Source organism: Paenibacillus sp. FSL R5-192, from assembly GCF_000517845.1.
GTDB classification, from domain to species: domain Bacteria; phylum Bacillota; class Bacilli; order Paenibacillales; family Paenibacillaceae; genus Paenibacillus; species Paenibacillus amylolyticus.
Window position 1 is genome coordinate 312,011 of sequence record NZ_ASPR01000015.1, and the last position, 26,482, is coordinate 338,492.

General features: G+C 43.2%; 28 protein-coding genes and 2 pseudogenes. 20 read left to right on the forward strand and 10 right to left on the reverse strand.

Annotated features, from left to right (window positions below):
- Nucleotides 1-718: 718 nt before the first annotated feature.
- Nucleotides 719-1,099, reverse strand: a complete 381-nt coding sequence (locus tag C161_RS16200; RefSeq protein ID WP_051447390.1) for a hypothetical protein — start codon at nucleotides 1,097-1,099, stop codon at nucleotides 719-721.
- 367 nt (nucleotides 1,100-1,466) lie between these two features.
- Here C161_RS16200 and C161_RS32785 point away from each other — a divergent pair, with 367 nt between their 5' ends.
- The 7 genes from C161_RS32785 to C161_RS32790 all read left to right on the forward strand — a co-directional run bounded on the left by C161_RS32785 (nucleotide 1,467) and on the right by C161_RS32790 (nucleotide 5,099).
- Nucleotides 1,467-1,616, forward strand: a complete 150-nt coding sequence (locus tag C161_RS32785; protein WP_179086457.1) for a hypothetical protein — start codon at nucleotides 1,467-1,469, stop codon at nucleotides 1,614-1,616.
- A gap of 527 nt (nucleotides 1,617-2,143) precedes the next feature.
- A complete protein-coding gene (locus tag C161_RS32385; RefSeq protein ID WP_155985137.1) occupies nucleotides 2,144-2,311 on the forward strand; it encodes a hypothetical protein in 168 nt (55 codons plus the stop codon).
- A 21-nt stretch (nucleotides 2,312-2,332) separates the two neighbouring features.
- Nucleotides 2,333-2,857 (forward strand): DUF3841 domain-containing protein, encoded by a 525-nt coding sequence (locus C161_RS16205; protein ID WP_036615368.1) that lies wholly within the window; start codon nucleotides 2,333-2,335, stop codon nucleotides 2,855-2,857.
- A gap of 329 nt (nucleotides 2,858-3,186) precedes the next feature.
- Entirely contained in the window at nucleotides 3,187-3,669 is a 483-nt protein-coding gene (locus tag C161_RS16210) for a MarR family transcriptional regulator (protein ID WP_017688279.1), read from the forward strand.
- Between the two features lie 20 nt (nucleotides 3,670-3,689).
- Nucleotides 3,690-4,265 (forward strand): nitroreductase family protein, encoded by a 576-nt coding sequence (locus tag C161_RS16215; protein ID WP_036671488.1) that lies wholly within the window; start codon nucleotides 3,690-3,692, stop codon nucleotides 4,263-4,265.
- Nucleotides 4,266-4,282: 17 nt separating this feature from the next.
- On the forward strand, nucleotides 4,283-4,768 hold the full coding sequence (locus C161_RS16220) for a nitroreductase family protein (RefSeq protein WP_051449771.1): 486 nt from the start codon (nucleotides 4,283-4,285) through the stop codon (nucleotides 4,766-4,768).
- Between the two features lie 184 nt (nucleotides 4,769-4,952).
- Nucleotides 4,953-5,099 carry a hypothetical protein gene (locus C161_RS32790; RefSeq protein WP_179087923.1) on the forward strand — a complete coding sequence of 49 codons (147 nt, stop codon included), beginning with the start codon at nucleotides 4,953-4,955 and terminating at the stop codon, nucleotides 5,097-5,099.
- A gap of 506 nt (nucleotides 5,100-5,605) precedes the next feature.
- On the opposite strand, the gene C161_RS16225 is transcribed toward C161_RS32790, so the two are convergent.
- A complete protein-coding gene (locus C161_RS16225) occupies nucleotides 5,606-6,550 on the reverse strand; it encodes an NAD(P)-dependent oxidoreductase (RefSeq protein ID WP_036615361.1) in 945 nt (314 codons plus the stop codon).
- A 177-nt stretch (nucleotides 6,551-6,727) separates the two neighbouring features.
- Between C161_RS16225 and C161_RS16230 the strand changes: the two are divergent.
- A pseudogene (locus C161_RS16230) lies at nucleotides 6,728-7,030 on the forward strand (MFS transporter); the annotation flags it as partial.
- Nucleotides 7,031-7,082: 52 nt separating this feature from the next.
- Here the strand turns inward: C161_RS16230 and C161_RS16235 are convergent.
- The 3 genes from C161_RS16235 to C161_RS16245 all read right to left on the reverse strand — a co-directional run bounded on the left by C161_RS16235 (nucleotide 7,083) and on the right by C161_RS16245 (nucleotide 10,097).
- Nucleotides 7,083-8,639, reverse strand: a complete 1,557-nt coding sequence (locus tag C161_RS16235; protein ID WP_036671491.1) for a glycine betaine uptake BCCT transporter — start codon at nucleotides 8,637-8,639, stop codon at nucleotides 7,083-7,085.
- Between the two features lie 261 nt (nucleotides 8,640-8,900).
- Nucleotides 8,901-9,326: a MarR family winged helix-turn-helix transcriptional regulator gene (locus tag C161_RS16240; RefSeq protein WP_036671493.1), complete on the reverse strand. Its 426-nt coding sequence runs from the start codon at nucleotides 9,324-9,326 to the stop codon at nucleotides 8,901-8,903.
- Between the two features lie 132 nt (nucleotides 9,327-9,458).
- Entirely contained in the window at nucleotides 9,459-10,097 is a 639-nt protein-coding gene (locus tag C161_RS16245; RefSeq protein ID WP_036671495.1) for a nitroreductase family protein, read from the reverse strand.
- Nucleotides 10,098-10,383: 286 nt separating this feature from the next.
- On the opposite strand from C161_RS16245, the gene C161_RS16250 reads away from it, so the two are divergent.
- The 8 genes from C161_RS16250 to C161_RS16290 all read left to right on the forward strand — a co-directional run bounded on the left by C161_RS16250 (nucleotide 10,384) and on the right by C161_RS16290 (nucleotide 18,598).
- A complete protein-coding gene (locus C161_RS16250; RefSeq protein WP_036671498.1) occupies nucleotides 10,384-11,319 on the forward strand; it encodes an NADP-dependent oxidoreductase in 936 nt (311 codons plus the stop codon).
- A gap of 424 nt (nucleotides 11,320-11,743) precedes the next feature.
- Nucleotides 11,744-11,869 carry a hypothetical protein gene (locus tag C161_RS33325; RefSeq protein ID WP_256721207.1) on the forward strand — a complete coding sequence of 42 codons (126 nt, stop codon included), beginning with the start codon at nucleotides 11,744-11,746 and terminating at the stop codon, nucleotides 11,867-11,869.
- A complete protein-coding gene (locus tag C161_RS16260; protein ID WP_036671502.1) occupies nucleotides 11,862-12,395 on the forward strand; it encodes a DUF1572 family protein in 534 nt (177 codons plus the stop codon). The genes C161_RS33325 and C161_RS16260 overlap by 8 nt, the downstream gene beginning before the upstream one ends.
- An 88-nt stretch (nucleotides 12,396-12,483) precedes the next feature.
- A complete protein-coding gene (locus tag C161_RS16265; RefSeq protein ID WP_036671505.1) occupies nucleotides 12,484-12,768 on the forward strand; it encodes a sensor histidine kinase in 285 nt (94 codons plus the stop codon).
- Between the two features lie 242 nt (nucleotides 12,769-13,010).
- A complete protein-coding gene (locus C161_RS16270; RefSeq protein WP_156946124.1) occupies nucleotides 13,011-15,152 on the forward strand; it encodes a beta strand repeat-containing protein in 2,142 nt (713 codons plus the stop codon).
- A gap of 109 nt (nucleotides 15,153-15,261) precedes the next feature.
- Nucleotides 15,262-16,929 carry a hypothetical protein gene (locus C161_RS33000; protein WP_179086454.1) on the forward strand — a complete coding sequence of 556 codons (1,668 nt, stop codon included), beginning with the start codon at nucleotides 15,262-15,264 and terminating at the stop codon, nucleotides 16,927-16,929.
- 55 nt (nucleotides 16,930-16,984) lie between these two features.
- Nucleotides 16,985-18,193, forward strand: a complete 1,209-nt coding sequence (locus tag C161_RS16285; RefSeq protein WP_036671512.1) for a hypothetical protein — start codon at nucleotides 16,985-16,987, stop codon at nucleotides 18,191-18,193.
- A 51-nt stretch (nucleotides 18,194-18,244) separates the two neighbouring features.
- The gene (locus C161_RS16290; protein WP_036671514.1) at nucleotides 18,245-18,598 is read left to right on the forward strand and encodes a hypothetical protein; all 354 of its coding nucleotides are present in this window, start codon (nucleotides 18,245-18,247) and stop codon (nucleotides 18,596-18,598) included.
- Nucleotides 18,599-18,887: 289 nt separating this feature from the next.
- On the opposite strand, the pseudogene C161_RS16295 reads toward C161_RS16290, so the two are convergent.
- A pseudogene (locus C161_RS16295) lies at nucleotides 18,888-18,998 on the reverse strand (GlsB/YeaQ/YmgE family stress response membrane protein); the annotation flags it as partial.
- Between the two features lie 157 nt (nucleotides 18,999-19,155).
- Here C161_RS16295 and C161_RS16300 point away from each other — a divergent pair.
- The 3 genes from C161_RS16300 (at nucleotide 19,156) to C161_RS16310 (ending at nucleotide 22,105) form a co-directional block, all read left to right on the forward strand.
- Nucleotides 19,156-19,863 (forward strand): response regulator transcription factor, encoded by a 708-nt coding sequence (locus C161_RS16300; protein WP_036671517.1) that lies wholly within the window; start codon nucleotides 19,156-19,158, stop codon nucleotides 19,861-19,863.
- A gap of 71 nt (nucleotides 19,864-19,934) precedes the next feature.
- Nucleotides 19,935-21,299 carry a sensor histidine kinase gene (locus C161_RS16305; RefSeq protein ID WP_235193833.1) on the forward strand — a complete coding sequence of 455 codons (1,365 nt, stop codon included), beginning with the start codon at nucleotides 19,935-19,937 and terminating at the stop codon, nucleotides 21,297-21,299.
- A gap of 101 nt (nucleotides 21,300-21,400) precedes the next feature.
- Nucleotides 21,401-22,105: a hypothetical protein gene (locus C161_RS16310; RefSeq protein ID WP_235193834.1), complete on the forward strand. Its 705-nt coding sequence runs from the start codon at nucleotides 21,401-21,403 to the stop codon at nucleotides 22,103-22,105.
- A 122-nt stretch (nucleotides 22,106-22,227) separates the two neighbouring features.
- Here the strand turns inward: C161_RS16310 and C161_RS16315 are convergent, their stop codons facing one another.
- The 3 genes from C161_RS16315 to C161_RS16325 are packed head-to-tail and all read right to left on the reverse strand — an operon-like array spanning nucleotide 22,228 to nucleotide 25,157.
- Nucleotides 22,228-23,535 (reverse strand): sensor histidine kinase, encoded by a 1,308-nt coding sequence (locus C161_RS16315; protein WP_051449772.1) that lies wholly within the window; start codon nucleotides 23,533-23,535, stop codon nucleotides 22,228-22,230.
- Nucleotides 23,510-24,208 (reverse strand): response regulator transcription factor, encoded by a 699-nt coding sequence (locus C161_RS16320; RefSeq protein WP_036613934.1) that lies wholly within the window; start codon nucleotides 24,206-24,208, stop codon nucleotides 23,510-23,512. The genes C161_RS16315 and C161_RS16320 overlap by 26 nt, the downstream gene beginning before the upstream one ends.
- Nucleotides 24,195-25,157 (reverse strand): phosphatidylinositol-specific phospholipase C/glycerophosphodiester phosphodiesterase family protein, encoded by a 963-nt coding sequence (locus C161_RS16325; RefSeq protein WP_051449773.1) that lies wholly within the window; start codon nucleotides 25,155-25,157, stop codon nucleotides 24,195-24,197. The genes C161_RS16320 and C161_RS16325 overlap by 14 nt, the downstream gene beginning before the upstream one ends.
- Nucleotides 25,158-25,504: 347 nt before the next feature.
- On the opposite strand from C161_RS16325, the gene C161_RS16330 reads away from it, so the two are divergent.
- Nucleotides 25,505-25,870 (forward strand): nuclear transport factor 2 family protein, encoded by a 366-nt coding sequence (locus tag C161_RS16330; protein WP_235193835.1) that lies wholly within the window; start codon nucleotides 25,505-25,507, stop codon nucleotides 25,868-25,870.
- 220 nt (nucleotides 25,871-26,090) lie between these two features.
- On the opposite strand, the gene C161_RS16335 is transcribed toward C161_RS16330, so the two are convergent.
- Nucleotides 26,091-26,482, reverse strand: a 392-nt coding sequence (locus C161_RS16335; RefSeq protein ID WP_036671523.1) for an IS3 family transposase, incomplete at its 5' end; no start/stop codon positions are given.

Here is a 26,482-nt window from a genome sequence, read left to right on the forward strand (position 1 = left end):
CGATAACCCAACATTACAAAACAATAGTTTAATCTGTCATGACAATGTAACAACAAAACAATCGTTCTTGAAACGGTTGTTTTGTTGTTAACACCCATTAGTTACATTCTGGTTCCTATCTAATAAAAAGGTGCCTACTTTTCAAGTAGTATGAGACATTTTAAGATTAAACGAAAGGTGGTTAAACAGAGGGCGTATGTAATGAACAAAAGTTATATGCAACGTTGCTTTGACGTAATAGAGATCATCCCGAAGGAGTTGAATATAGATCGCACCATTACTTTGTAGAAGATATGCATAGTGTGATCGTCAAATTAACCGATTAAGTGGGAGATTCATTGAAAGTAATTGAGGGGATGGTAGCGCCATGCCAATTGAAATCAAAGACATTGTAGTGTTTTAATGAGTAAGCTTCAAGATCATAGTTTAAACTTTAATTTTAATCTAGGTATTCTTCGAGTTGCTGACGAGTTGAAGACATTAACTGGCGAAACCATCTTTATCGGTGTCTTGAATGATGATTCCTTTTATTAAAGAGCTCGAGCAAATTAAAAAATCGGGTTTTGCGGTAGATAACGAGGAAGCCGATCAAGGAGCAAAGAAAACAGAATAACCCTTCTCAGAAATGAGGTGGGTATCCTGTTTATAGATGTTGGCATTTTAAAGTGCCCTCAATCATCATGGAGAGCCTTTTTTTGGGGAGTAGCATAGTTTAGTGTTAATCATCTGAACTAGTGAGTAGAAATTTTCCGATAATATTCTCGTTGCTATCGTACAAGTTTATATACTTATCGACTTTTGGTTCATTCATACTCTGAATTGCTTCTTCGGGAGTTTGTGGCAGATCTTGATTCATATCTGAAGTCTTGATGTAACCTTCAGTTCCGTCTACACCAAAAGCCTTAACTAGATCTAATTCTGTTTCATCATGATAAATAAATGAACCATATGTTTGACCGTTATCATTGATTTTTATTTCCATTTGATCTTTAGAGGGACTAGTATCGGCAGATGCAGCTCCCCAGCCATAAACTCCTATTCCAATCCCTAAAGCACAAGTCACACCAACTGTAATTAATTTTAGTGATTTTGTTTTCATTAGAATATCCTCCTAATGTTGAATGAATGGTGTTTTAGAACCACCGTCATATTCATACTTACCAGACTGTCAAACGGCAAACACTGCCTCAGTTTCGTAATCCCCAGATCCTTAACTCCAGTAGAATCTATTAAATTACTCAATTTCAAATTAATGTAACATTTAATGTCGTAATTGTAAACCATTTTTAGGTTATTTAGATTCTTATGTAACCACGGAAAATTCACTGGCATATTCAGTCGCAATAGAGGGCAACCGGAGGAAGGAACAAATCCTTTTACAATCATTGTCAGTACGTTATAATACAATCACCAGATGGATTACCCAACAAAGTTAAATATTGTAATTAGACATTGGAGGTATGGTTATGGTCAAGAAGAAAATGTCCAAAGCCCTCAGCGCAGCTTTAATCGTTTCTATGCTGGCTACTGGCGTGATAGTCGCTATCCAAGGTAAAACAACGTTAGAGGCATCGTCAGGTGATAAAAAGGTTGAAGTTATTAAAGCACAAGCGTGACCTTACTATGAAGAAGCTTAGGTGCGACTATATCGTCCCAATTAGGGCATATTCGAAGCACCTGATGCGAAAACCTCAGCTCGGTTAACCGAGCTGAGGTTTTTTCATTATCATTATGAATTGATGTCGAGGGACAAGATCATGGTGCGCAATTACCAATTATACATTGGCACCTCGTGCAGGTACATGGGCAATTTTACGATGGCATTCAGCCACCACTTGGCATGCCTTACGGATGGATTCGATTTCATAATCACTTTTTAAAATGATCATGTTCGTATCAGGCCCCATTCGTAATAGCTTGCATAGCGAGTCGGGCGAGTCCGGTGCAAAAGTAGGAGGGCACGGCGACGTCCAGGATTTCTTCTTTGCGCTACATACGTATGAGCTCATTTTGTTCTTTAGTACGGGGGCGGTGAGCAACGGGACTTGTTTAAGGAATTAAGCAAAAAAGATGAGTTATCTGTACTTCAGAGAGATCCAAAACTTATCTTAGTTGAACTATATTTTATAAGGAGACACGTAAGATGGAATTAAAATTTAGGGAAAAGGCTCTGTTATTTTATTTGATCGAGGCTAGATACAATGATTTGGAGTTACGAGAGGAGCAAGTATATCAGGAAATTGAAGATCTATACTTTAAATTTAAAGATGAGTTAGAAAGAGAATATGGGGAAGACTGGCGAGAAATTTAAAGCAAGGAGGTACCCAAGAAAATGATTTATTGGAGTATGCAGACATCAGAGGTTTGGAAACAAGCTCAAGAAACAGGTTACTTGGAGGGAAGCTCTGAACACTTAATGTTTCCAAAACAATACATATGGATGATGGAACAAATGAAAACAAGATTACCTAATTATAAAGGTGAGTATCCAATCTGGCTATGGATCAAAAAGCCGGATATGAGATCTACCGGACATTTTGAGGGAGGAACTAAATGCGTAAGATTGACCATTGATCTCAAGGAGACAGATGTACTAATATCAGATCTTGATAGATGGAACCTGGTACTGAACAATGGATTTTGCTCTGATAATGAACATGAAGAAGGTGAGTTTAATAAGGGGATACTAGAAATGACGAAAGAAGAAAGTTGGGAGCGGATTTTTGATTTAAATCGAGCGGTTGATGTTAATTGGACAGGTAATGGTGCATGGCTTCAGGGAACTACGGGACGAATCTACTTAGAAAAAGTGAAGAGAGTAGAGCAATATATTAGTCGTAAATCAAAGTTATACTAATAACAATTATAACAATAAGGTAAATAAGACATATCATGACCTCTTTTCAAATGTTGTTGGGGGAACATTGAAAAATCCTTCCCTTTAATCGTTACTTACAATTCCAAGTTAGGATATGGCCAATAGCCTAAATGTGTGAGGGCTAAAGTCATTAATCTGGTGGTTTAGTACTCTAAACTCATCATTCATAATGTCAGAGAATATAGTTGATAAGCATTATCATTCATGATATATTGTTAACCAGTAAACTAAATATAAGAATTTATTTAGAATAACTCTATTTTTTAAAGAATATTTTTGTTTACAAGTAAATAAGGAGCGATCAAAGAATGATCTCAAAAGATCGAACAAAACAGTTGCTTTATGACCAATTTATCCGTTTTTTACATGTGTATGAGAACCACAAGGATACAGAAATCGAGCATTTCCTAAGTATCGCCCAGCGTGAAAGCATCGAGAAAATCCCTCAGCATTTGACCGCGGTTCATATGATAGATTGCATAGGCAAGCATGAGCCAATTAACAACACGGGTATTGCCGAGGCAATGAATTTGTCCAAAGCAAGTATCACCAAAATTGGCAACAAACTGCTGGAGGAAGGATTCGTCAAACGTACGAAAATGAACGACAACAAAAAGGAGAGCTATTTCCGGTTGTCACCGCAAGGCAAAAAGATCTTTGAACTGCATGAACGTCTGCATATACATGAGGCTGAGCGCTTCTATCGTACTCTCGACAAATATTCGGAAACGGAGCTAAAAGTAATCCATCAATTTCTTCAAGACAGCAGTATAAATATTGAATCCAGATAGAACAAAGGAGAGTGAAGCATATGAGTCTGGCGGAATTGATCAGGGAGCGCAGGAGTATTCGTAAATGTAACTCTACGCCGGTGGATCAGGAGTTGGTTGTTGAACTACTGCGTAAGGCTATACGGCTTCAACCATTTGTTGAGTCTGGCTCATGGCGTGTAGTATATGCCGGAACGCCAGAAGCACGCAAACGGTTGGTGGATTGCATGCTGGAACAGATGTCACAAAGCAAGCTCGGCAAGCTGATTCCAGGGAAACTTCTGGATGTTTTTAAAAAGAGATTTACCGATATTCCTGCGCACGTCATTGTTATGTCGACTGTAGGACCGAATCGTCTGACCAATGACCGTAATTATGCGGCTGCCTGCGGGGTGATGCAGAGCTTCCAACTGTTGGGCTGGGAACGAGGGTTAGGAATGTTGTGGGATACAGAGTCCATGATTCAGCATGAAGGGTTCTTCAATGGAATTGGCTTATGTGAGGATGAAAGATTTGTTGGTATTCTTCATATAGGATATTACGACAAAGCACCAAGAAGTCGGAAAAGAACACCAGCCGAGCAGAAGTGGACCGTATTGCGAGGACAGTCTACATAGAAGAGGAGGATGTAAAAATGAAATTGTCAGATTTGGAAGGAGACATGGACGGTCCGATTGAGTTTTTGGATCAACCGGTATCGCAGGATCTAATCCTTGAGTTGCTCAATCATGCCGTATGGGCGCCAAATGATGGCCTCCGAGAGCCGTGGCGATTCATCTTTGCTGATAACCCGTATGGGGACATCATGCAGGGATTACAGAATCAGGCTCCTGCGTATCTTCTGGTCTTGGTGAAGGAAGAGGCGGATCAATATAAGCGGGAAGAGGACTTTGCAGCTGTCTGCTGCCTAATTCAGAATTTCCGCTTGCTGGCTCATGAGCAAAGTCTGGGTGTGCGCTGTACCTTGCATGACTGGATGTACGACCCGAGCCGTACTGAAATGTTTGGTGTACTAAGTAACGAGCGCATTGCTGCGGTTCTGGAATTGGGATACGGTGCAAATCAGTGGAAAGGAAATACGAAGTTACCTGAGACTCAACTTCATTTTGAACTGCTGTAAGGTGGGAACGATGGGATGAGACTCCAAATGGAAAAAATTGTTTTACAATCATTGTCAGTACGTTATACTACAATCATTAGGTGAATTACTCAATAAAAAAGTGAAATATTGTAATTGATTAGTCACCCACGGCTCGTCATCGTCTTGAGCCACTTATTACTTAATAAATATAGGAGGTATGATTATGGTCAAGAAGAAAATGTCCACAGCACTCAGTGCAGCTTTAATCGTTTCTATGCTGGCTACTGGCGTGATAGTCGCTATTCAGGGTACAACAACGTTAGAAGTAGCGAAGTCAGCAGGGGATAAAAAGGTTGAAGTTATTAAATAAAGCATACGTGAGAGACCTGCTAGAAAGTTAAAAGAACCTCATCTCGGTTAACCCGGCTGAGGTTTTTTTCTGTATCATTAGGCATTGAAAAAATGCAGACCTAAGTCCGTGAACGCTTGACCACCATTTACCTTGACGCAAAGTCCAATCTAATGTACACGGAACTGGAAATGACCAACTAGGAAAAACGGCAATCCAAGCAGTCACAATTAGTTGCTTACTACAAAACACCAGATAACGAGTATTAACAGCTCAACATTACGAGAGGTGAGGGAACGCTTAACGCAGGGAAAGATATTAACACTTGGTACCGATTTAACCGTTGGCAATAATAGATCAAACTTCATGAACTTGAATACCAACTTAAGCAAAATCATAAATAGTGGGACAGTTCGAATCAATCTGTATGATGTACCTCTGTCAAGAAAGTGGACACTTACGCTACGGATCTTGCGGTAAATTGCTGTGCAAAACGGGCAGGGGAAAGGTACCCCTACACCAAAACATCATAATTGATTGAGCTTGCTTTCAGGCTCTTCACCATTTTCTACACGTTTTATATTCTTTATAAAGAAATCATATCTTGTTTTATGAAATTTCCGACCATCAGGCATTCCCGCTGTATGGGGAGTAAGTATCACATTACCCAGACTCCGGAGCTCACTGTCAATCGGAAGCGGTTCAGATTCAAACACATCCAGGCATGCGCCTGAAATATCCCCGTTTTTTAATGCATCAATCAAGTCTCTTTCGTTGACAATGCCGCCGCGTGCTGTATTGATAAAAAGAGTGGTGTTTTTCATTTTTTTGAATGCCGCTTTGTTGATCAGTTGTTTGGTTTGCTCATTCAAGGGTACATGTACACTGACTATGTCCGATGTACTTACAAGAGTATCGAAATCCGTCATTTTCACAAAACCATCAGATTGTACAATGGCATTTCTCGCATACGCCAGCACATTCATGTCAAAAACCCTGGAAAACGCAGCTACTTTTTTTCCAATAGCACCCAAACCGATAATCCCAATCGTTTTGCCCTTTAATTCACTCCCTGTATAGTCCAATTGATTTTCATCCATCTTGTTTTTCATGAAAGTATCAAGAAACGGTATGTTTTTATAATAAGACAATATCAGTGCCATGACGTGCTCGGCCACTGCCTGTGCATTCACTCCTCCAGCATTGGCCACCCAAATGCCGCGCTGTGTACAGGCAGGGACATCCACATTATCAAATCCTGCACCTGTCTGTACCAATTTTAATTTTTTTGCGTTAGAAAGCAGACTGTGATCCACTTTAATATGTTCAGGAATGATTACTTGGCAATCTTCAATATGATGCAGCATTTCTTTTCCGGGCGGAACAATTACAACGTTCCAGTCTTGCGGAAAACACCTTGCAATATTTGATTTTGAGGTCTCGCTAAAATAGCCAACGATGAGAATTTTCATTGCTAAACCACCTTTCATAAGCTATACCATTTTTCAAATAAAACCGTTGATGCTCGTCATTTTATCCTTTTAATACAATTTTATCAATAAAATCTCATCACGTTCTATTGAACGGGAATGGAAAAGAATCTAGATAAACAATATACTAGCTATATAGTTTTTTTTGTTGAGGTGAATAGTTCTAATGTCATTCTGTTGTGGATCGTCATACTCGGAATTGGTGGAGGTTTCGCCTTTAGTTTGGCCATGATGTTTTTCGGGTTGCGTACTGAAAATGCGCATCAAGCAGCGGAACTATCTGGCATGGCCCAATCGATCGGATATCTTCTTGCCGCAATCGGTCCAGCCCTTATAGGATATCTGCACGATGCAACAAATAGTTGGAACCTGCCACTTTTCATTCTTCTTGGGGCTTCGGTGTTACTCTTTGTAGTTGGTATAGGAGCAGCAAGTAATCAAAAACTCAATACCATGAAATAATAAAAAGCCCGCAAGGACGCGGGCTTTTGTTAGTTTTAACATCAAGTATACATTACCTGCCGGAAATTTCATTCAGCGAGATTTCTTGTTCCTCCAGCAGTCGTTTCAGCTTTTGGCGCTGCCGTTTTTCCTTCTGACGGCGCTCTTTGTCCTCAGCCTTTAGAGCCTTGAGCAGGGAGAAACACATACCGATAAGGACAATAGCGAACGGCAATGCGGTTACAATGGATGCTGTCTGGAGGCCAGTTAACCCCCCGCTGATTAGCAGTACTACCGCGATGGAGGACTGCATAATTCCCCAGGTTAATTTCACTCTTGTACTTGGGTCCAGTTTGCCATCTGAAGTGAGCATGCCCAGTACAAAGGTAGCTGAATCAGCCGACGTAATAAAGAAGATCATGATCAGCATTGTGGCGATGAATGCCACGATCGTGCCCAAAGGCAGCTGCTCCAGCATAAGGAATAAAGCGGTTGTCGTATCTTCCTTGACAGCCTCCGCCAGATGAGCGGCATTGAACAATTCCATGTGAAGTCCTGTTCCGCCAAAGACGGAGAACCAGATAAATCCGAAAAGACTTGGAATAACCATGACGTAAATTACAAATTCCTTTATGGTTCTTCCTCTGGATACCCTTGCGATAAAAGTGCCGACAAAAGGAGCCCACGAGATCCACCATGCCCAGTAAAATAACGTCCATGCTCCAATCCAGGTTTCTCTTGAGAACGGCGTCAGTCTCAAACTCATGTTAATAATATTCTGCATGTAACTGCCCAAGGTTGTTGTGAATGTGTCAAATATAAAAGAAGTCGGTCCAGTCACCAATACAAACAACATCAATAACAAAGCTATAACGAGGTTGACGTTGCTCAGAATCTTAATACCTTTATCCAGACCGGAGGTTGCCGAGATTAAAAACAGTACGGTTACAACGATGATAATGACAACCTGAGACAGAGTCGAGTTAGGAATACCGAATAAGTGATTCAGACCCCCGCCGATCTGAAGAGCACCCAATCCAAGCGAGGTCGCAACACCAAAGATGGTGGATATGACCGCCAGAATATCAATAACCTTACCAAGCCAGCCAGCAGCAAGACGCTCACCGATCAGAGGAATAAAGGTGGAACTGATCAGCCCTTTGTATCCTTTCCGGAACTGGAAGTAAGCAAGCGCTAAACCGATGACGGTATAGATAGCCCAAGGATGCAGCCCCCAGTGGAAAAAGGAATAACGCATTGAAAGTATGGCTGCTTGCGTTGTTTCGGGTACCGCCCCCTCAGGTGCAGATAAATAGTGGGACAGCGGTTCAGCAACTCCCCAGAAAACCAGCCCAATGCCCATACCCGCGCTAAACAGCATGGACAGCCAGGAAACCGTAGAATACTCCGGCTCATCATCGTCATCCCCAAGCCTAATACCGCCAAATCGGCTGAACGCCAGATAAAAAGCAAAGATCAGGAAGAACAGTGTCGCTAGCAAATAAAACCAGCCAAAATTCTGAATAGAGAAGTTGTAGGCAACATTAGCCACATCCGCCAGCTGATCAGGAGCGACGGCTCCCCATATTGCAAACAGTGCAACGATGATAATTGTGATTGTAAATACCATGATGAGACCTCCATTATGTAAGCTTCAGCCAACTGTTTCCTTAGTATGTGCTAGTCCAACTTGTAATATTTCGAAAAGCTAGCTGTTGATAAATTAAAACAAACCGCCATGTAATGAAACACTCAGCGGTTTGCTTTGATCTTGCCTGAATAATATATGGCCTATAATCTCTTGTTAATCTGAGATATTGTATCATCTCATCTAACTAGTTTTATTCATTTATGAAAAGAAATCTGAAGAAGGCTGACTGTCATCGTAAATTTACAGATCCTTCAGATTAAATTGCATGCGTGTAAGCATGTCGGTCATCATTGCAACTTCTTCTTCACTGAAATCCAGTATCATCTGATGAAGAAACTGGTTTCGATCCTGCTTGAAATTGGCGATATGCGTTAGCCCTTGTTCTGTTAACCGGACGAAGGTTTCCCGATGATCGTCAGGGTTTCTTCTTCGTGACACCAAACCGTCTGCTTCCAGTTGCTTCAAATGGCGTGTAACAGCAGCACTGTCAATATGAATGGCCTTCTGCAAATGGCTTTGTGTAACTTCTTCATGAAGATAGAGATGATACAGCAGAACGTATCGTGAGGAACTGATCCCCGTACAACGTTCAAATTTAGGTTTCAACTGATTGCTTATATTTTTAAGTAATATTAATAAGGTTTCTTGTTCCAGCGAACAATTCATTTTTGCCCCTCCTTGAATGGTGCAGAATGTCTTGAAAAGCTTCATGTAACAAGGGCAGATTCCTTCCAAGACATTCAGCAACTAAAGGCAACTATATCACAATGTGGAGACTGCTCGCACTATCGCTTTGAATCATGCCCAAAATGTGGTCTCTTCGGCTGGCATACGGTAGGAGGTGTATCCCTCGCTTGCAGCTTTTCCAATTGTCAGTAGCATGACTGGTACATAGCGTTCTTTATCCAAGCCAAACACTTCGGCAATTTGATCTTTTTCATAACCGCCGACTGGATTGGTGTCATACCCATGTGCACGGGAAACCAGCATCAATTGCATGGAAACCAGACCGGCGTCAAGCATAATGACATCGTTCATTTCAGCATCGGACATGTTGTTATAGATGGGTTTGAATGCCTTCAACTGAAAGTCCTTAACATCTTGTGGCATTAAGCCATGCTCAACAGCTTTTCCATAGATGTTTTCTGCATAATCGAAGTTGTTTTTGTCTGCAAACACGGCAATGACAGCAGAAGCTTGAGCAACTTTTTCTTTGTTAAAGCGGGACAGTGGGACGAGTTTTTCTTTTCCCTCTGGAGTATCCACCACAAGGAAGCGCCAAGGCTGCATGTTGATGGAGGAAGGGGCAGTGCTAGCTTCATTGATGATTTGAGTCATTTCTTCCCTGCTGATTTTTACGGATGAATCGTATGTCTTAATGGAGCGGCGTCCATAAATAATTTCGTTAAAATCGTTTGTTTGTTGGTATGGTTTCATAATAGTTACTCTCCCTTTATATTTAGTTGATCTATCAATGTTTGACTAGTCAATTGTTGATAAGTCAAATATAAACGAAAACTAAGTCCATTTCAATAGTTTTTTTATGTAAAATTATAACAATAAAAGCAACATTTCCGACAATTCTAACTTAACTTTTGCATAATTTTATCCTGGTTGTTTAAAAATGAGTAAGGATCATATGCATGAACCCCAGTGACTAGATACAAATAAATAATCGGGAATAACATGTAAAAGGATATTAGCTTAGAGGAGTGATACAAAAATGAAAGCAGTTGTGATTAATCAATATGGAAGTAAAGAAGAGTTAGTTGAGCAGGAAGTGAATAAACCGAGGGCAGAAGCCAATCAAGTGGTTGTAAAATTAGAGGCTACATCCATTAATCCAATCGATTGGAAATTAAGAGAGGGTTACTTAAAAGAAATGTATGATTGGGAATTTCCTATTATCTTAGGCTGGGATGTAGCTGGGGTCATAACTGAAATTGGTTCAAACGTTAGCAAATGGAAAGTTGGAGATCGAGTATTCAGTCGTCCTGATACAACACGATTCGGTTCGTATGCTGAATATACAGCAGTTGATGAGCACCTTCTGGCAAAACTACCTGATTCAATCTCATATGAGGAGGCTGCGGCTGTACCTTTGGCCGGTTTAACAGCATGGCAGGTACTGTTTACTCATGGCGATCTAAAAGAAGGTGAAACCGTACTTATTCACGCTGGAGCTGGTGGTGTAGGTATGTATGCCATTCAATTAGCGAAACATGCCGGCGCTCATGTTATTACAACAGCAAGTGAAAAAAATCATGAACTTCTTTATTCGTTAGGTGCTGATCAGGTCATTGATTACAAAACGGAAAATTTTGAAGAGATTCTAAAAAATATAGATTTAGTGTTTGACACGATGGGTGGAGAAGTAGCTGAAAATAGCTATAAGGTGCTTAAGCCAAATACCGGAAGACTGATTACCATTGTTGGTGAACCCAATCATGATACTGCTAAGTCTCACAATGTATTAGCAAAGGGGATATGGCTACAGCCAGATGGTGATCAATTGCAGAGAATGGCAGATCTGATGGAGGAGAAAAAGATAAAGTCGATTGTAGGGGCAACATTCCCGTTTAGTAGACAGGGGATTTATGATGCACATGCTTTGAGTGAAACCCACCACGCTGTAGGTAAAATCGTCGTTACATTTTAAAAAAGAAGACTGGGAAAAACCGCTAAACGTTAAAATAGGCAACTGTCGAGGGACAAAAACATATTCCTATTAAGTCGCTATCTTAGCGGCTTTTTTATATTATCAGTACAAGTTCGTGTCCCGAGCCAAGGACAAGAACTTGTACCGATTACGATTTAAGAGATTTATGTAAGCAAACTTTGCGTCTCTTTAATAAAAGCGGCGATAGCAGGAGAGATCGCTCCCAGAGAGGGGACTGCTAATCCTATGACACGGTTAATGGAAGGGGGTAACGGTTTTACCAGGATATTAGTTGGTACAGCCGGTAGTATCATCGAAGAAAATTGTATGGCTAACGCCCGATTGGCTGGTATTTTTCATTTTACACTCGAAGGGCAATTCATTATCATGGATTCTATAGAGCAGATGGAGGTGGGTCACGACGATGATAAATTTGCGAGTCGTTCATTTTATACTGACAGGTTTCTCCATTCAAGTTGGAGAATTCGCGCATGTAACCCTTGAAGATTATTTGCGCCTGACCGAGAATTGGGAGGATGTTCATGATTGAACTGATCAGACACGTTATGGAAGACATGAACAAGCAGCTTGACCGTATCGAGAAAAGTTTGAACTTGCTGAATGATGAACTCATTTGGATAAGAATAAAGGGCTCCATGAATAGCGTCGGTAATCTTTGTTTGCATTTGGTAGGTAACGAATATCAGAATTTCGTTAGCGCGATCGGCAACAGACCGTTCATCCGGACGCGAACCCTTGAATTCACGAAGGACGGGGGAATATCGAGAGAAAAGCTGATTCTTCTTCTTCGGGAAACCAGAAAGGAATCGGAAAATGTTTTAGCTGCGTTATCGAACGACGATTTGTCCCGAGAGGTTATCATTCGCTATGACCGTGAGGATTGGAACCGAATGCACCGAACGAATAGGTGTACTGAAGAAACCTACGATACAAGAGTAATCGGTCGTCTGCTTATCCAGGTATCGGCACACTACGGATATCACGCAGGACAGATCGTTGTGCTTGCCAAGATGCTGCAAGATACGCAAGAAAATGTCACGGGTCAGTACCATTGAGGAGGGCATAGATGGTCATGATCAGACTTGAACCGTTCAAACATCCCGATTCGACAAGGCTGGTTCTAACGAACTGGAAGTCGAGAAAATGGAGGATAAGCTTCTGACGAAAGTCCACGCCAACGTGAATCCAATGCTGATGTCCCATGCGATCGCCAACCTTGTGGACAATGCCATCAAATATTCAGGCAGTCCATCGCTAATCGAATTGAAGTTGGAACATACGACAAGCGAGATAGTTATACGGATACGTGATCAAGGTATCGGTATCGCGGGCGATGAGCTGGAGAGAGTGCAGGAACGTTTTTACCGGGCGAAAAATGCAAGCACAGCGAACGGTTCAGGTCGATGTAAAAGAACGAATACCCTTTAAAGTCGCTATTTTAGCGGCTTTTTTTGTTGTGAAGAAAAGGTACAAGTGCTTTCCAGAGTCAAGTAATTCACTTTAATGAAAAAATAAAAGTACACCATGAATGGATGCAAATATGTGGCACAGAGAAGAGGATGACCAAGCCGTTGAAATTGTCGGTCTATAGGAGTGAGAGAAGGATTAGGATATAAGGAATGCAAATTTCTCTCCTGTTCCTAAAACGTAAAGAAAGCGGGGTGAAATAAATGGCCATTTTATCAACTGGACCGATTGAGAATAATCCGGTCAGTGGTGTAAGACCAACACAACAGCTGACCATTAATATTGATAATAGAAATTTGGTTACGAATGCAATTGTTTTGATTCAGGGTTATTACCTAAACGGAACCAGAACGGAATATATACTCGAATTAATTAGCGTAAATCCAAATCAAGCCATAAAAAAAGATTATTTTGCAAACCTAGACGTATTTGAATTTGTCTTTACAACGAGCGGTTTAGCAGAACAACAAGTAGAAATTTCAGTTTGGGGAAAAAACTCCATGGGACAGCTCGTAACGCCTCACCGTATTGTATCTTCAGAATTGTTAGAAGACAATGGAGCCACGGGAATCACAGGCTCAACCGGCGCAACTGGGGCAACGGGCGTAACTGGAGCTACGGGGAACACAGGTTCAACCGGTGCGACTGGGGCAACGGGCGTAACTGGATTAACTGGAGCTACAGGGAATACAGGCCCCGATGGAGGTGCAACTGGAGCCACGGGCGGAACCGGAGCCACAGGCATCTCAGGTGCAACCGGCGAAACAGGGGCAACGGGCGTAACCGGAGCCACAGGCATCTCAGGCGCAACCGGCGAGACTGGGGCAACGGGCGGAACCGGAGCCACAGGCATCACTGGCGTAACCGGCGAGACTGGGGCAACGGGCGGAACCGGAGCTACGGGCATCTCAGGTGCAACCGGCGAGACTGGGGCAACGGGCGGAACCGGAGCTACGGGCATCTCAGGTGCAACCGGCCAGACAGGCGCAACGGGTGTAACCGGAGCCACAGGTATCACGGGTGCTACCGGCGTAACCGGAGCCACGGGGATCTCAGGTGCAACTGGCGAGACAGGGGCAACGGGCGTAACCGGAGCCACAGGCATCACTGGCGTAACCGGCGAGACTGGTGCTACCGGCGTAACGGGAGCCACGGGCATCACTGGCGTAACCGGCGAGACCGGTGCAACGGGGGTAACGGGAGCGACAGGCATCACGGGTGCAACTGGCGAGACTGGGGCCACGGGGGTAACCGGAGCCACAGGCATCACGGGTGCAACCGGGGAGACTGGGGCAACGGGGGTAACGGGAGCGACAGGCATCACGGGTGCAACTGGCGAGACTGGGGCCACGGGTGTAACCGGAGCCACAGGCTTCACGGGTGCAACCGGGGAGACCGGTGCAACGGGGGTAACTGGAGCCACAGGCATCACGGGTGCAACCGGGGAGACTGGTGCAACGGGCGTAACTGGAGCCACAGGCATCACGGGTGCAACCGGGGAGACTGGTGCAACGGGGGTAACTGGAGCCACGGGAATCACGGGTGCAACCGGGGAGACAGGCGCAACGGGCGTAACCGGAGCCACGGGAATCACGGGTGCAACCGGGGAGACTGGTGCAACGGGGGTAACTGGGGCCACAGGCATCACGGGTGCAACCGGGGAAACTGGGGCAACCGGCGTAACCGGCGTAACGGGAGCCACGGGCATCACTGGCGTAACCGGGGTAACTGGGGCAACGGGGGTAACTGGAGCGACAGGCATCACGGGCGTAACCGGCGAGACTGGGGCCACGGGTGCAACCGGAGCCACAGGCATCTCAGGCGCAACGGGCGTATCTGGGGCCACGGGGATCTCAGGTGCGACTGGGCAAACAGGCACAAGTGGGGCAACAGGTGCAACGGGCTCAACTGGGGCAACAGGGAGCACAGGTGCAACCGGGGCAAATGCCACAATACAAAATGGATTATTTAATGTTAGCGTACCTTCTGTTGCAAATGCGACAGCTATTTCGTATACGACTGTATTTATTAATGGCACTAACATATTGCATCCTACAAGTACAACCTTTGTACTGGCAATAGGCCACATTTATTTGGTTTCGTATACGTTTAGAGCAACGAGTTCTGTAGTTGGGAACGTTACGGTCACACCAAGAACTAACCTCGTATTTCAAAGTCGGTTTTCAGGGAGAGCAGTTACAGGAACTTTAGATGCGAATGTAAGTGTATCGGGTACGTTTTTAGCTGATGCTACTTCAACTGCGCTTACAATCGATTTTCTTTATAATGGATCGGCAACAGCTACACTTACAGATGGTTCTGTTTCGATTATTCAGGTTCAGTAGCGGAGTGGAAGATGAGCGCCTAAATTTTTGTTAGTTTAAAACCAAAGGGGTGGAGGTGGATGAATATTTCTACCTCTAATCATTTTGGAAAAAAGGAGAATAAAATTTTATGGCTATTTTATCAACCGGACCGATTGAGAATAATCCGGTCAGTGGTGTAAGGCCAACGCAGCAACTGACAATTAAAATGGATAATCGAGATTTAATCAATAGTGCCGATGTTTTGATTCAAGGATACTATCTAGACGGAGCTCGAAACTTATACGTAAACGAACTCATTAATGTGAATCCAAATGAAGTAATAACGAAGAATTATGATGGGAACTTTAATGCTTTTGAATTTGTCTTTACAACGAGCGGTTTAGCAGAAGATCAGACGGGAATCTCGGTTTGGGGAAAAAATGTAGAAGGGCAACTTGTAATTCCCCATCGTATTGTATCTTCAGAATTGCTAGGTGCAAATGAAGTAACAGGACCCCCAGGAACAACGGGAGCTACAGGAGCCATAGGAGCCACTGGGGCTACAGGGGCTACAGGAGTCACAGGAGCGACGGGAGCCCCAGGTACGATTGAGCCTAATGCGACCATCGTGGGAGTAGGACCAAATGTCAGCTCTCAATTTAACGAATTAAGAACCAGTGAAAAAACGCCGATTATTGAGTTGACTTCTGTATATGGCTTATCCAACCTAAGAGACATTGTTTTAACATTGGGCGATGCTACAGTGGGAAGTAATAATACGGAATTTCAATTAACTACAACTATATCCGGATCTGACATTGCTATTCTTCAAAGCTCGGAGAGAGGAAGGTATGAATCAGGTTTAGCGGGAGAAATAGGAATAGGAGTTCGATTGCCGGCTCCACCGACAGGGGCCCAAGTGGTCAGATGGGGCGCTTTTGACGATCAGAACGGCTTATTCTTTGGGCAGAGCGTAGTGAATGGAATATTTGTAGCGATCAGAAGAGCAGGTGTTGACACTATTATTCCTCAAGCATCTTGGAATGTGGATAAATTAGATGGAACAGGTCCGAGTGGCGCAACGCTTAGTTTATCTACAGGGAATATATTTCAAATCGTATTTACATGGTACGGGTATGGAGTAATCGAATTTAGAGTCGTCATCCCTCATCCTTCAACTTTAGCACAAGAAGTAATTATCGTTCATCGCTTTTCCCCCAATGGGCAAACCAGTCTGGCCGATCCTAATCTTCCGCTACGTGCGGAAATCTTTAATAATGGCACAGAATCAGAACTCAATTTATTCGTTGGAGGAAGACAATACAGTATATTGGGTAAATATAATCCCGTTTTCAGGGTTACTTCCGAAAGGAGAACTGTAACTGCAACAGGGTCACTCACACCAATTTTGTCTTTCCAGAGAAAGACATCCTTCCCGCCAGGTTCAGGTAGGGCAAATTCAGTGAGTGTCAAATTAGAAAGTATTGATCTTATAACTACAGATGATATTTATTATCAGATCATATTAGGCGGAACGATTAATGGAGGCTTCGTAAACTTTCCTACAGCAACGACTAATATTCCAACTTCGGAAACAGCTCTTCTAATTAACAACACACTAACGACAATTGCGGATGGTCAAGTCCTATTACAAGGCTTAGTAGCCGGAGTTGCGGGAAGTGTCAGAATATCAGCTTCAGCTTCATTATTGGATTTCCAATTACCTGACTCTGAAATTGTGACTTTAGCCGTAGCGAATTTAAGCGGGGGTACTAATCCTGTTACGGCCACCTTCAGTCTTACTGAAGAATGGTAAAAAGTAGTAGAAGAGGAGGGATTCACTTTTCCCTTTCTGCGAAGGAGGAACTATTTTGTCGGATATTATTATCTCGAATATTGGTCCGAATGTAAGTTCGCAATTCAATGAGCTAATTGTATCGGAAAAAACCCCAATCGTGGAGTTAACATCTGCATATGGTCTATCCATTCTAAGAGATTCCGTTACGACCACCGGGGATGGGGCGGTTACTAATGATGCAACCGAATATAACCTAAGCAATACCATTAACGGAACAGATTCGGCCATTCTAGAAAGTGTATTAAGAGGCAGGTATGAGCCAGGATACGCAGGAGAAGCCGGAATTGGCGTTCGAGTACCTATACTGCCGATAGGCAACCAGATTGGAAGATGGGGATTTTTTGACGATCAGAACGGGGCTTTTTTTGGAGTAAATAGCACAAATGTATTCGTGGTCATACGGCGAGGAGGCTCCGATACAACATTTCCTCAAAGTTTATGGAATGTAGACCGATTAGATGGAACAGGTCCGAGTGGAGCGACGCTTAGTTTATCTAAAGGGAATATATTTCAAATCGTATTTACTTGGTATGGATATGGAGTAATCGAATTTAGAGTGGTCATCCCTAATCCGTCGACTTTAGCGCAAGAGGTAATTACCGTCCATCGATTCTCTCCAACAGGTCAAACGAGTTTTATTGACCCGAACCTCCCATTAAGAGCACAAATCGATAATAACGGAACTGCAGAAGCTTATACCCTTTTTGTAGGAGGAAGACAATATAGTATTATCGGAAAATATGATCCTACTTTTAGGGTCACTTCGGAGAGGAGAAGGATTACTAATCTTACATCAACACTAACGCCCGTCCTATCATTTACAAGAAAAGCAATCTTCCCTTCGGGATCAGCTAGAACGAACTCTGTTCAGGTGGATCTAGAAGAACTAAACATTATCTCATCCGTAGATCTTAGTTATCAAGTACTTGTGGGTGGAACTCTCGATGGAGCATTTATTAATTATCCAACAGCTACAACGATCATTCCCGATAGTGAAACGGCTCTGTTGGTAAACAATTCGTCTACAACGATTACCGGAGGAGAAGTAGTGTTTCAAGGTGTTACAGGAGGCGGAACAGGTGTTGCCAGAATATTAGCTTCATCAGAACTATTGGACTTCACGCTTCCTGAAAATCAGGTCGTAACATTAGCTGTATCAAATATTGGTGGGGCAGGCTCAAATATAGTTGATGTGGTATTTAGAGTTGCTGAGAGCTGGTAAAACCTCAGGTCATAATGAAATACAATAGATGTTGGGAAGGGGTAAGAGAGAATGATTTTATCCACCGGACCGATAGAAAATAATCCTGTTAATAGTGTAAGGCCGACACAACAGTTGACGATCAAAATAGATAATCGCAACTTAGTCGATGGCTCAAATATCTTGATTCAGGGTTATTATTTGAATGGAACAAGAACACTATATGTACTTGAGTTAATTTCTATAAATCCTAATCAAGTCCTAACCAAAAATTATTACGCAGACTTTAATTCTTTTGAATTTGTCTTTACAACGAGTGGTTTAGCAGAGCAACAAGTTCAAATTTCAGTTTGGGGTAAGGATGCTGCCGGACAGCTTGTCTCGGCGCATCGCTTAGTAGCTTCTGAACAACTTGACGAAGCATAAGAAGCAAGATAAACGGCGGGCTGAGTTAGATAAAACAAACTCGTCAAAGCACTTTAGAAAAGAAATGAAGAGGATGGTGGATGTGTCTTTTGGCTCAGGGGATGATAACAGCCAAAAACCAATCTTCCGAAAAACACGACAATGGAAAATCAGTACAAAAATAAAAAAAGGACCGTAAGTGTTCATCCTCTATCGATGAATGCTTTCGGTCCTTTGATGTTTATCCTGTACTAATGAACGACGGGATCGGTTTCCGCCTCTCTATGTTAACGTCTTCGGAAGGCTCCGCAAAACCCGCAATAATGTTCCCAAGTACACCGCCCGGTACGTCCCGCCCAATCAAGTTGCCGCTTAACCAGCCAATAAGTCCACCAACAATGAGTACCCAAAGCAGATCCATGGATTGTTCTCCTTTCTTCGAGTTTATTACAAGTTATGTTGGGCTGAGTGGAATATACCTCACCTTCCAGTTGGTGGAGGAATCTAAAGTGTCTGTGCTAAGATGGGTTAATAGTTGATTGAAGCTGGTGAAAACAAGGCTAGATAGGGGTGTACAGTTGAAGAAAATCCTAGTCATTGATGATGAAATCGCAATTCGAGATTTAATTGAGCTGGTGCTAAGGCGAGAAAACTACGATGTGCAGACCGCAGAGGACGGCAAAACGGGCTTGCAGCTGCTCGACTCTTTTCAACCCGATTTAGTCGTACTTGATCTGATGCTGCCAGACTGCTCCGGATATGACTTGTGTAAGGAAATTACCGGAAAGCGTGCCATTCCTGTGATCATGCTCTCTGCCAAAAATGAGGTGATCGACAAGGTGTTGGGACTAGAGCTAGGGGCGGAAGATTACATGACCAAACCCTTTGACAATCGTGAATTGCTCGCTCGGATCAAGGTCATTCTGAGAAGAAACGAGAGCAAGGAAGAATCAAGTGAAGGAACCGAAGTGAAATCTACACGCATCATTCATGAAGAACTGACATTTGATCTGGAAAGCCGCAGGGTGCTAAAAAACGATGTACCCGTGTCTTTAACGGCCAAAGAGTTTAAAATTCTGGAAACGTTACTCAAAAGGCCAGACAAGATCTTTACTCGGGATGAGCTGCTGCAGATCGGATGGGGATATGACTTTATGGGAGACAGTCGCAGTGTGGATATGACCATCATGCGGTTACGGAAGAAGCTGGAGGATAACGCGGACGAACCGAAGTATGTCAGGACGATCTATGGATTTGGCTATCAACTTGGAGGTGGCGAGGCCTGAAGTATGCAACCCGGTTACTGCTGAATTATTTATTTTTCTCCGTGCTGTCCTTTGGCATCATCATTTTTGCGGTGAATAAAGCCATCGATTACTACAGCTTCATTACCATTGAGAAACAGATGATGGAGAAGGCGGATCTGTCCGAGTTGTCCTTCCGTGAGGTGTTATCACAGCATAGGTCATCCTCAGGAGAGCCCCAGACCAAGGAAATTGTCAGACTTGCTCTAGAGAAGCTGAAAGCTTCAGGCAAAGAAGTACGTATCTATGACAGCTCCAAGCAGTTGCTGGGCTTGGCTGTGGATGGCATCATCATTAATGATGGCAAACCTCTTATTTTTGAAAAGAATATTGAGAAAGCACTGAGCGGCAGTTATGCCTACACCGTTACGGAAAATCATCTGCTTTATTTTGCTACGCCCATTCAGGATCAATTCTACGAGAACGCTTATGTGTATGAGTTCGTGGAGGACATTTCCTACTTTTATGCGATTATGGATCAAATCCGTTATATCCTGTTTGTCGGTGCAGGCGGATTTATTGTGCTGATTACCTTATCCAGCCTGTGGATTGCCCGCAACACAACCAAGCCGATTAAACTGTTGCTTAGCGCTGCGCAAAGTTTCTCTAGACAGGAGTTTCTGAGAGTTCATCTCAACCGGAAGGATGAACTGGGCATGCTGGCAGATGGACTGGATTCCATGGGGCGGCAGCTTCATGATTACATTCAGTACCAGAAACAATTTGTCTCCAACGTATCTCACGAGTTAAAAACACCCTTGGCAGCCATTCGTGGTTTCTCTCAGTACTTGGTTGAAGGGGAAAACGAGGACAAGGAGTTGCAAAAAATCTATGCTCATCTGCTGCAGGAATCGGATCGGCTGACACGTTTGATTAATGAACTGTTGTTGTTATCCCGATTCGACAAGGCTGGTTCTAACGAACTGGAAGTCGAGAAAACGGAGATGAACGAACTGATTCAGCAAGTTGCAATGAGTATGGGTGCCAAGGCTAAGGATAAAGGGATAGAGATCAGAGTTAGTCAGGCGGAGGAAGAACCGGATGATGAGGGTAAAACAAGAGTTTACGCCAACGTGAATCCAATGCTGATGTCCCATGCAATCGCCAACGTTGTGGACAATGCCATCAAATATTCCGGCAGTCCATCGCTGATCGAATTGAATTTGGAATATACGCCAAGCGAGGTAGTTATACGGATACGTGATCAAGGTATCGGTATCTCGGGCGAGGAGCTGGAGCGAGTGCAGGAACGTTTTTACCGGGCCAAAAATGCTAGCACAGCGAACGGTTCAGGTCTTGGGCTTTCTATTTGCAAGGAGATTGTCGAGCGGTTTAATGGTTATATTGACATGGAAAGTCAAATCGGGGAAGGGACGACCGTTACGATTGTGTTGCCCCGTGCGGAAACACAATCGTAAATAATTAACGTTACAAGATTGGTACATTTCTGTTATGAGACTAACAAATGTTTTATTTATAATCACTTCATAAGAACAAATCACACATTTATGGAGGGATCATGATGAAGTTAACAAAGAAAGCTGCAGGTTTTATCGTACTAGGTGCTTTACTAACGGTGGCATTAACGGGCTGTCAGTCCAATGATGCTACGCCCCCAGCAACCGGACAGAACACAGCGAATGAACAGAGCAAAGGCGAAGGAGCAACAAATGCGAATGCGCCTGCTTCCGAAAGTTCGGAAGAAAAGGGTACTGAAGCTATTAAAGAAGGTTCGATGGAGAAGGAAGGTAATGTGGTGCTGAAGGAGCTTGCTTTTGTCTATAATGAGCACACCATTGCGATTTCGGATACAGCGAATGAAGATCAGATGGAACAGATGCTGGGCAAACCGGATAACCTGAAATCTCATACGTACAGTGCCGACGATGGAACAAACATGGATACGTTAATCGGTTTTACAGAAAAGGTCTATACGTATCCTGGTCTGGAGATTAAAACAATCAGTATACCAGAGGGAAAACAAGACTCCATCTTTCATATCGAAATCACAGATCCCAAGTACGCGACAGTGCGAAACATTAAAGCAGGAGATAGCCTGGATACACTCAAAAACGCCTACCCTGAGGGGAAACTGCTTGGTGATGGAGCCCCTAATGAGGAGGATGACTTCCGTTACGAGCCATCCAATTATGTGGATGTGATGTCGTTCCATATCAAGGATGCCAAGGTGGAGAGCATTCAGATCTACAGCCTTTTGGACTAATATTTAGGAATCGATGTTGGTAAGCCATTCATACGATTCACCTTTAATACCTGATAAAAAAGAAAAGTTAACCCTCATACTCCTGAAAAGGAGCATTGAGGGTTAACGTAGTTTTAGGACTTTTAAATTAAGCGCTGCTTGGGCAAATGCAGAATAACGTTGAATTGATCACCATGAATTTCAATTTTGATCTCCCCGCCGTGCAGCTCAACGATACTTTTCACAATGGACAGCCCTAGGCCGGAGCCTTCTGTCTGGCGGGATTCATCTGCTCTTTTGAAACGTTCGAACAACTCTTCCGCAGCAAAATCAATCTCATAAGCAGCAGTATTTTGAATTTTGAATAGCACCAGATCATCAGACTCGTTCAAATAAATATAGATTCTGGTTCCCGGAAGCGAATATTTCTGCGCGTTGCCAATTAAATTTTCGAATACACGCCAAATTTTATTGCCGTCCAAATGTGCATGGATCGGGAATTTCGCAATCCTCTCCCGAATCACAGGCGACGCTTGTCCTATACTGGTGTTGGACTCGGCAATCGCCTGTGTCAACAATGTCGCGACATCGACGTACTCAATATCCAGCTCTACTGTACCGCTGGCCATCTTTGAGATTTCGAACAGGTCTTCAATCAACAGCTTCATCCGTAGCGCCTTCCGGTCCAGGGTTTCAATATAGGATCGGGTGGTCTCTGTAGACAGATTTTCTTTTTTTAATAAATCAACATAGTTGATAATAGAAGTAAGTGGGGTCTTCAAATCATGTGATACGTTGGTAATCAGCTCTGTTTTTAACCGTTCGCTCTTCATCTGATTCTCCAGCGCACTTTGATACCCGGCTTTCATATTGTTAATATAGCCAGCAAGCTTGGATAGATCATCCTTGCCGGTATCCTGAATTGTGTTCTGAATGTTCCCTTCGGCAATCTCTTTGCTCCCGTTGATAATGGCGATGAATCTTCTAAGCTTGGAAAGTATATATGGAACGAAGAACAACACGTAGAGCAACAAATAAAGTAGAAGCCACCCCTGTCCGTAGTATGTGACTGCCTGCCAAATACAAATGCCGGCTATCGCGGTTAGCAAAAGCATCATGATGAGGCTAAACGTTAGTCTCCAGTTTTGTAAACTGGCTCTAAGACCGGTTCTCCAAATATGAAAGTAATCCATCAGCAGACTGCCATGCCAGAAGGAACGACTATTATGGGGTGCCTTAAAATAAAGAAACAGTCTGCTTGCCAGCAGGCAAAGAATAATAATGGCAAGCAGTGCCTGGATGTAACTTGAAGTTGAATAGCTCAGACTCAACCCCGTGTATGAATACCTGTTTATGAGTACGAGGCTCCATAAAATCGCGGCGACAATGATGACAATAAGGTCAATTGGTACCTTCCGATCGGCTTTATTTTTTCTCGATTTTGTATCCAATTCCCCATACCACCTTTAAATATTTTGGGTCTTTGGGATTGATTTCAATTTTTTCACGAATGTTTCTCACATGTACGGCAACCGTATTCTCTGAAGTGAAGATCAGTTCATTCCACACGCGCTCATAAATCTCTTCGATTGAGAAAACTCTGCCCTTGTTCTCCATCAGCAGCTCTAAAATTTTGTATTCTTTCGGGGTCAATCTGACGTCCTCTCCATCTATCTCAACAGTCTTCGAGCTTTTGTTCAGCACGAGTCCTCTTACTTGAATGAGCTCATCCCCGTTTGACTGGAAGGAACCTAAATTCGTAAACCGGCGCAGCTGAGATCGGACTCTAGCGATCAGCTCTAGAGGATTGAACGGCTTCGTAATATAGTCATCAGCCCCAACGTTGAGTCCCAAAATCTTGTCGCTATCTTCTGACTTGGCGGAAAGCATAATGATCGGTATATTTTTGTTTTCACGAATTTTAAATGTCGTTTTAATTCCATCGAGCTGTGGCATCATGTTGTCCATGATAATAAGATGAATGGTTTCTTGTTCAAGAATTTCCAGCGCCTCCAATCCGTTAGAGGCAGTTAATACATCCACATCTTCGCTTTTCAAATAAATAACGAGCGCTTCTCGAATTTCCGGTTCATCGTCTACAACAAGAATGTTATTTATAGCCATTAATTCTCACCTTCATCACGATATTTCTTATATTTACTAATCCGGAACTCATGTATCCCGAAAATTCAACATGGCCGGGGGGAGCGTCTGCAAGCATCAGCTCCGCTGGTGATTCTTCCTGATCCGTGTAAAATCCATGCACCCCGAACCTGGACAGAATCTGCATAACCGGTCTGCTGTTGACGGTGTGAACATAGCTTTTCACCCCAAACTTATGTAGTGTTGGAACTAAATTGGGGTTTAGATACACACGGTATACAGGCATGGCAACCGCTGTCAGTTGTTTGTCCCTTACGAATTCTACAATACTTTCGGCGGAGGCGCCAGTTTTGTAAAGTGAATATATTTTGTTTGGAAAGGGGTGGATTCCCATAACCGTGTCATACATTTCCGGGCTGAAAATTTCAGGTATAATCCGGTTGAGCAGTGCAGGATCCGTACGTCGAACCTCATTGACTAGATGCGCAAACTGCTGCTGAATTTGCTCTTTGTTGCCTGCTTTTGTATCCACAATTAAGTCAAAATCAGGATATTGCTGCATCAGCTGCAGTATGTCCGGCAGTGTAAGAGGGTGGAATCTTCCCATGATAAGCGAGTTTTCAAACTGAAGCGTTGTTACGTTTCGTCCGCGATGAGCGGCCAAATCCGGCTGTAGCCTCTGCGACCAATCATGTCTGGCTACAAGTTTCCCGTCCGTCGTCTGCACCAGATCAACCTCGAACAAACGGTACCCTCTATTGTAATTGGTTATAAACGCCTCATAAGAATTGGTGTAGCTAGCACCGTTAACTCCACCAAATGCATGTGCAATAAGCCTATTTTCCTGCCAGCCGCTGGTGCCAGCTGTAGATTCCATTTGATTCTGACCTGTCCTAACAAGCCCCCAGTTGCACCAGATCATTCCTGCCGTAATGACTATGAGTAAGGTTAACATCATCGTTTTCTTCATTCGTTGTGCTCCTTCGTTATCCCGATGTAAGACATACTACAGGACGCAAATGAAGAAGGAGTGGTATAAAAACGAAGGAATTTATGAAGTTTTTACATTTCACTACCAAACGAGATTTCTTCACTGAAGAGAAGACATTCACAGTCACAACTTTCCGCCTAGTCACGCCCCCCGTATGCACTGTTCAATGACCCCGAATGAAATGAAATTGGTACTTCAGAGTTTAAAAAGAGTTTTGGTAATCAACAAGTATTAACAGATCTGAATTTTCAATTTGAAAAGGATAAATTTATGGCCTTACCGCTGGCAATACTACCAACTCTCTGAACACCGATGCAAACATCACGATGTTAAATAATTATTTTCGCTTGTTTGATGCATCTCGCACTGACGATCGGGCTATGAAGGACTTGTTATCCCTGTTCACGCAGAATGCTGAAATTGTTTCAAACGGTAGCAGTTGTACAGGATTCGAGGTGGTTATTAAGACTTTTTATGAATACAATAAAGACATTAAACATATGTCGGATGCATGGGTTCTTCAGCCCGACGGCAGTTATCGAACTAACTGGGCAGTATGCGGGCAAGCAGTAGATGGCACGGTGTATGCGAAGGCGGGTATAGATATTATGCGTGTGAACGAGTCAGGGCAGATCGTGTATCTGAAGAACGTGCAGACGACTGAAGATGCTTACAATGAATATAACTCGTAAGATGAATATAGGTGGTTGTTACTTCATAGGCCTCTGGTAAGCAACCATTGCTAGTTTGCTACATAGTAACCCATTTTTTTGATCAGTAGACATAATTTTATCGACTTATATTTTAGATTCACAGCATCTGTGGCCTTCAACCGAACTATCCTAAAACTAAAGAAACCGATGGGACTTTACATAATGGTCTTACCCCTGTCAAGTAGACAGATGAAAAAAGCTATGCTGCCAGTGCGCATCGATATTCAATCGGTGCGCGCTGTTTGAGTTTGGCTTGAAAACGTCGGTAGTTGTAATTGTACATGTAATCTTCCACGGCTTGTCGAATCTCTGCTTCTGAATTACACTGGTTAAGGTACAGCTTCTCTGTCTTGAGATGCGAAAAGAAGGATTCGATGCATGCGTTATCCAGGCAGGTTGCTTTGCGAGAGTGGCTGCCCTTGACGCCGAATGCTTCTAATCGTGTGTTGTACGCCTGAGACGTATACTGGAAGCCCTGATCCGAATGGAGCACGGCTTCCGAAACGTCTCTTTTTTGTGTCCATTGTTCTACCGTATCCAATACGAGCTGAACATCGTTCCGTTTAGACAACTGCCAAGCTACAATTTCGT

What these genes read in the sequence shown, in the direction of transcription:
- C161_RS16200 (WP_051447390.1), bottom strand. Translation starts at nt 1,099, where the DNA reads ATGAAAACAAAATCACTAAAATTAATTACAGTTGGTGTGACTTGTGCT.
- C161_RS32785 (WP_179086457.1), top strand. Translation starts at nt 1,467, where the DNA reads ATGGTCAAGAAGAAAATGTCCAAAGCCCTCAGCGCAGCTTTAATCGTT.
- C161_RS32385 (WP_155985137.1), top strand. Translation starts at nt 2,144, where the DNA reads ATGGAATTAAAATTTAGGGAAAAGGCTCTGTTATTTTATTTGATCGAG.
- C161_RS16205 (WP_036615368.1), top strand. Translation starts at nt 2,333, where the DNA reads ATGATTTATTGGAGTATGCAGACATCAGAGGTTTGGAAACAAGCTCAA.
- C161_RS16210 (WP_017688279.1), top strand. Translation starts at nt 3,187, where the DNA reads ATGATCTCAAAAGATCGAACAAAACAGTTGCTTTATGACCAATTTATC.
- C161_RS16215 (WP_036671488.1), top strand. Translation starts at nt 3,690, where the DNA reads ATGAGTCTGGCGGAATTGATCAGGGAGCGCAGGAGTATTCGTAAATGT.
- C161_RS16220 (WP_051449771.1), top strand. Translation starts at nt 4,283, where the DNA reads ATGAAATTGTCAGATTTGGAAGGAGACATGGACGGTCCGATTGAGTTT.
- C161_RS32790 (WP_179087923.1), top strand. Translation starts at nt 4,953, where the DNA reads ATGGTCAAGAAGAAAATGTCCACAGCACTCAGTGCAGCTTTAATCGTT.
- C161_RS16225 (WP_036615361.1), bottom strand. Translation starts at nt 6,550, where the DNA reads ATGAAAATTCTCATCGTTGGCTATTTTAGCGAGACCTCAAAATCAAAT.
- C161_RS16235 (WP_036671491.1), bottom strand. Translation starts at nt 8,639, where the DNA reads ATGGTATTTACAATCACAATTATCATCGTTGCACTGTTTGCAATATGG.
- C161_RS16240 (WP_036671493.1), bottom strand. Translation starts at nt 9,326, where the DNA reads ATGAATTGTTCGCTGGAACAAGAAACCTTATTAATATTACTTAAAAAT.
- C161_RS16245 (WP_036671495.1), bottom strand. Translation starts at nt 10,097, where the DNA reads ATGAAACCATACCAACAAACAAACGATTTTAACGAAATTATTTATGGA.
- C161_RS16250 (WP_036671498.1), top strand. Translation starts at nt 10,384, where the DNA reads ATGAAAGCAGTTGTGATTAATCAATATGGAAGTAAAGAAGAGTTAGTT.
- C161_RS33325 (WP_256721207.1), top strand. Translation starts at nt 11,744, where the DNA reads ATGATAAATTTGCGAGTCGTTCATTTTATACTGACAGGTTTCTCCATT.
- C161_RS16260 (WP_036671502.1), top strand. Translation starts at nt 11,862, where the DNA reads ATGATTGAACTGATCAGACACGTTATGGAAGACATGAACAAGCAGCTT.
- C161_RS16265 (WP_036671505.1), top strand. Translation starts at nt 12,484, where the DNA reads ATGGAGGATAAGCTTCTGACGAAAGTCCACGCCAACGTGAATCCAATG.
- C161_RS16270 (WP_156946124.1), top strand. Translation starts at nt 13,011, where the DNA reads ATGGCCATTTTATCAACTGGACCGATTGAGAATAATCCGGTCAGTGGT.
- C161_RS33000 (WP_179086454.1), top strand. Translation starts at nt 15,262, where the DNA reads ATGGCTATTTTATCAACCGGACCGATTGAGAATAATCCGGTCAGTGGT.
- C161_RS16290 (WP_036671514.1), top strand. Translation starts at nt 18,245, where the DNA reads ATGATTTTATCCACCGGACCGATAGAAAATAATCCTGTTAATAGTGTA.
- C161_RS16310 (WP_235193834.1), top strand. Translation starts at nt 21,401, where the DNA reads ATGATGAAGTTAACAAAGAAAGCTGCAGGTTTTATCGTACTAGGTGCT.
- C161_RS16320 (WP_036613934.1), bottom strand. Translation starts at nt 24,208, where the DNA reads ATGGCTATAAATAACATTCTTGTTGTAGACGATGAACCGGAAATTCGA.
- C161_RS16325 (WP_051449773.1), bottom strand. Translation starts at nt 25,157, where the DNA reads ATGAAGAAAACGATGATGTTAACCTTACTCATAGTCATTACGGCAGGA.
- C161_RS16330 (WP_235193835.1), top strand. Translation starts at nt 25,505, where the DNA reads ATGTTAAATAATTATTTTCGCTTGTTTGATGCATCTCGCACTGACGAT.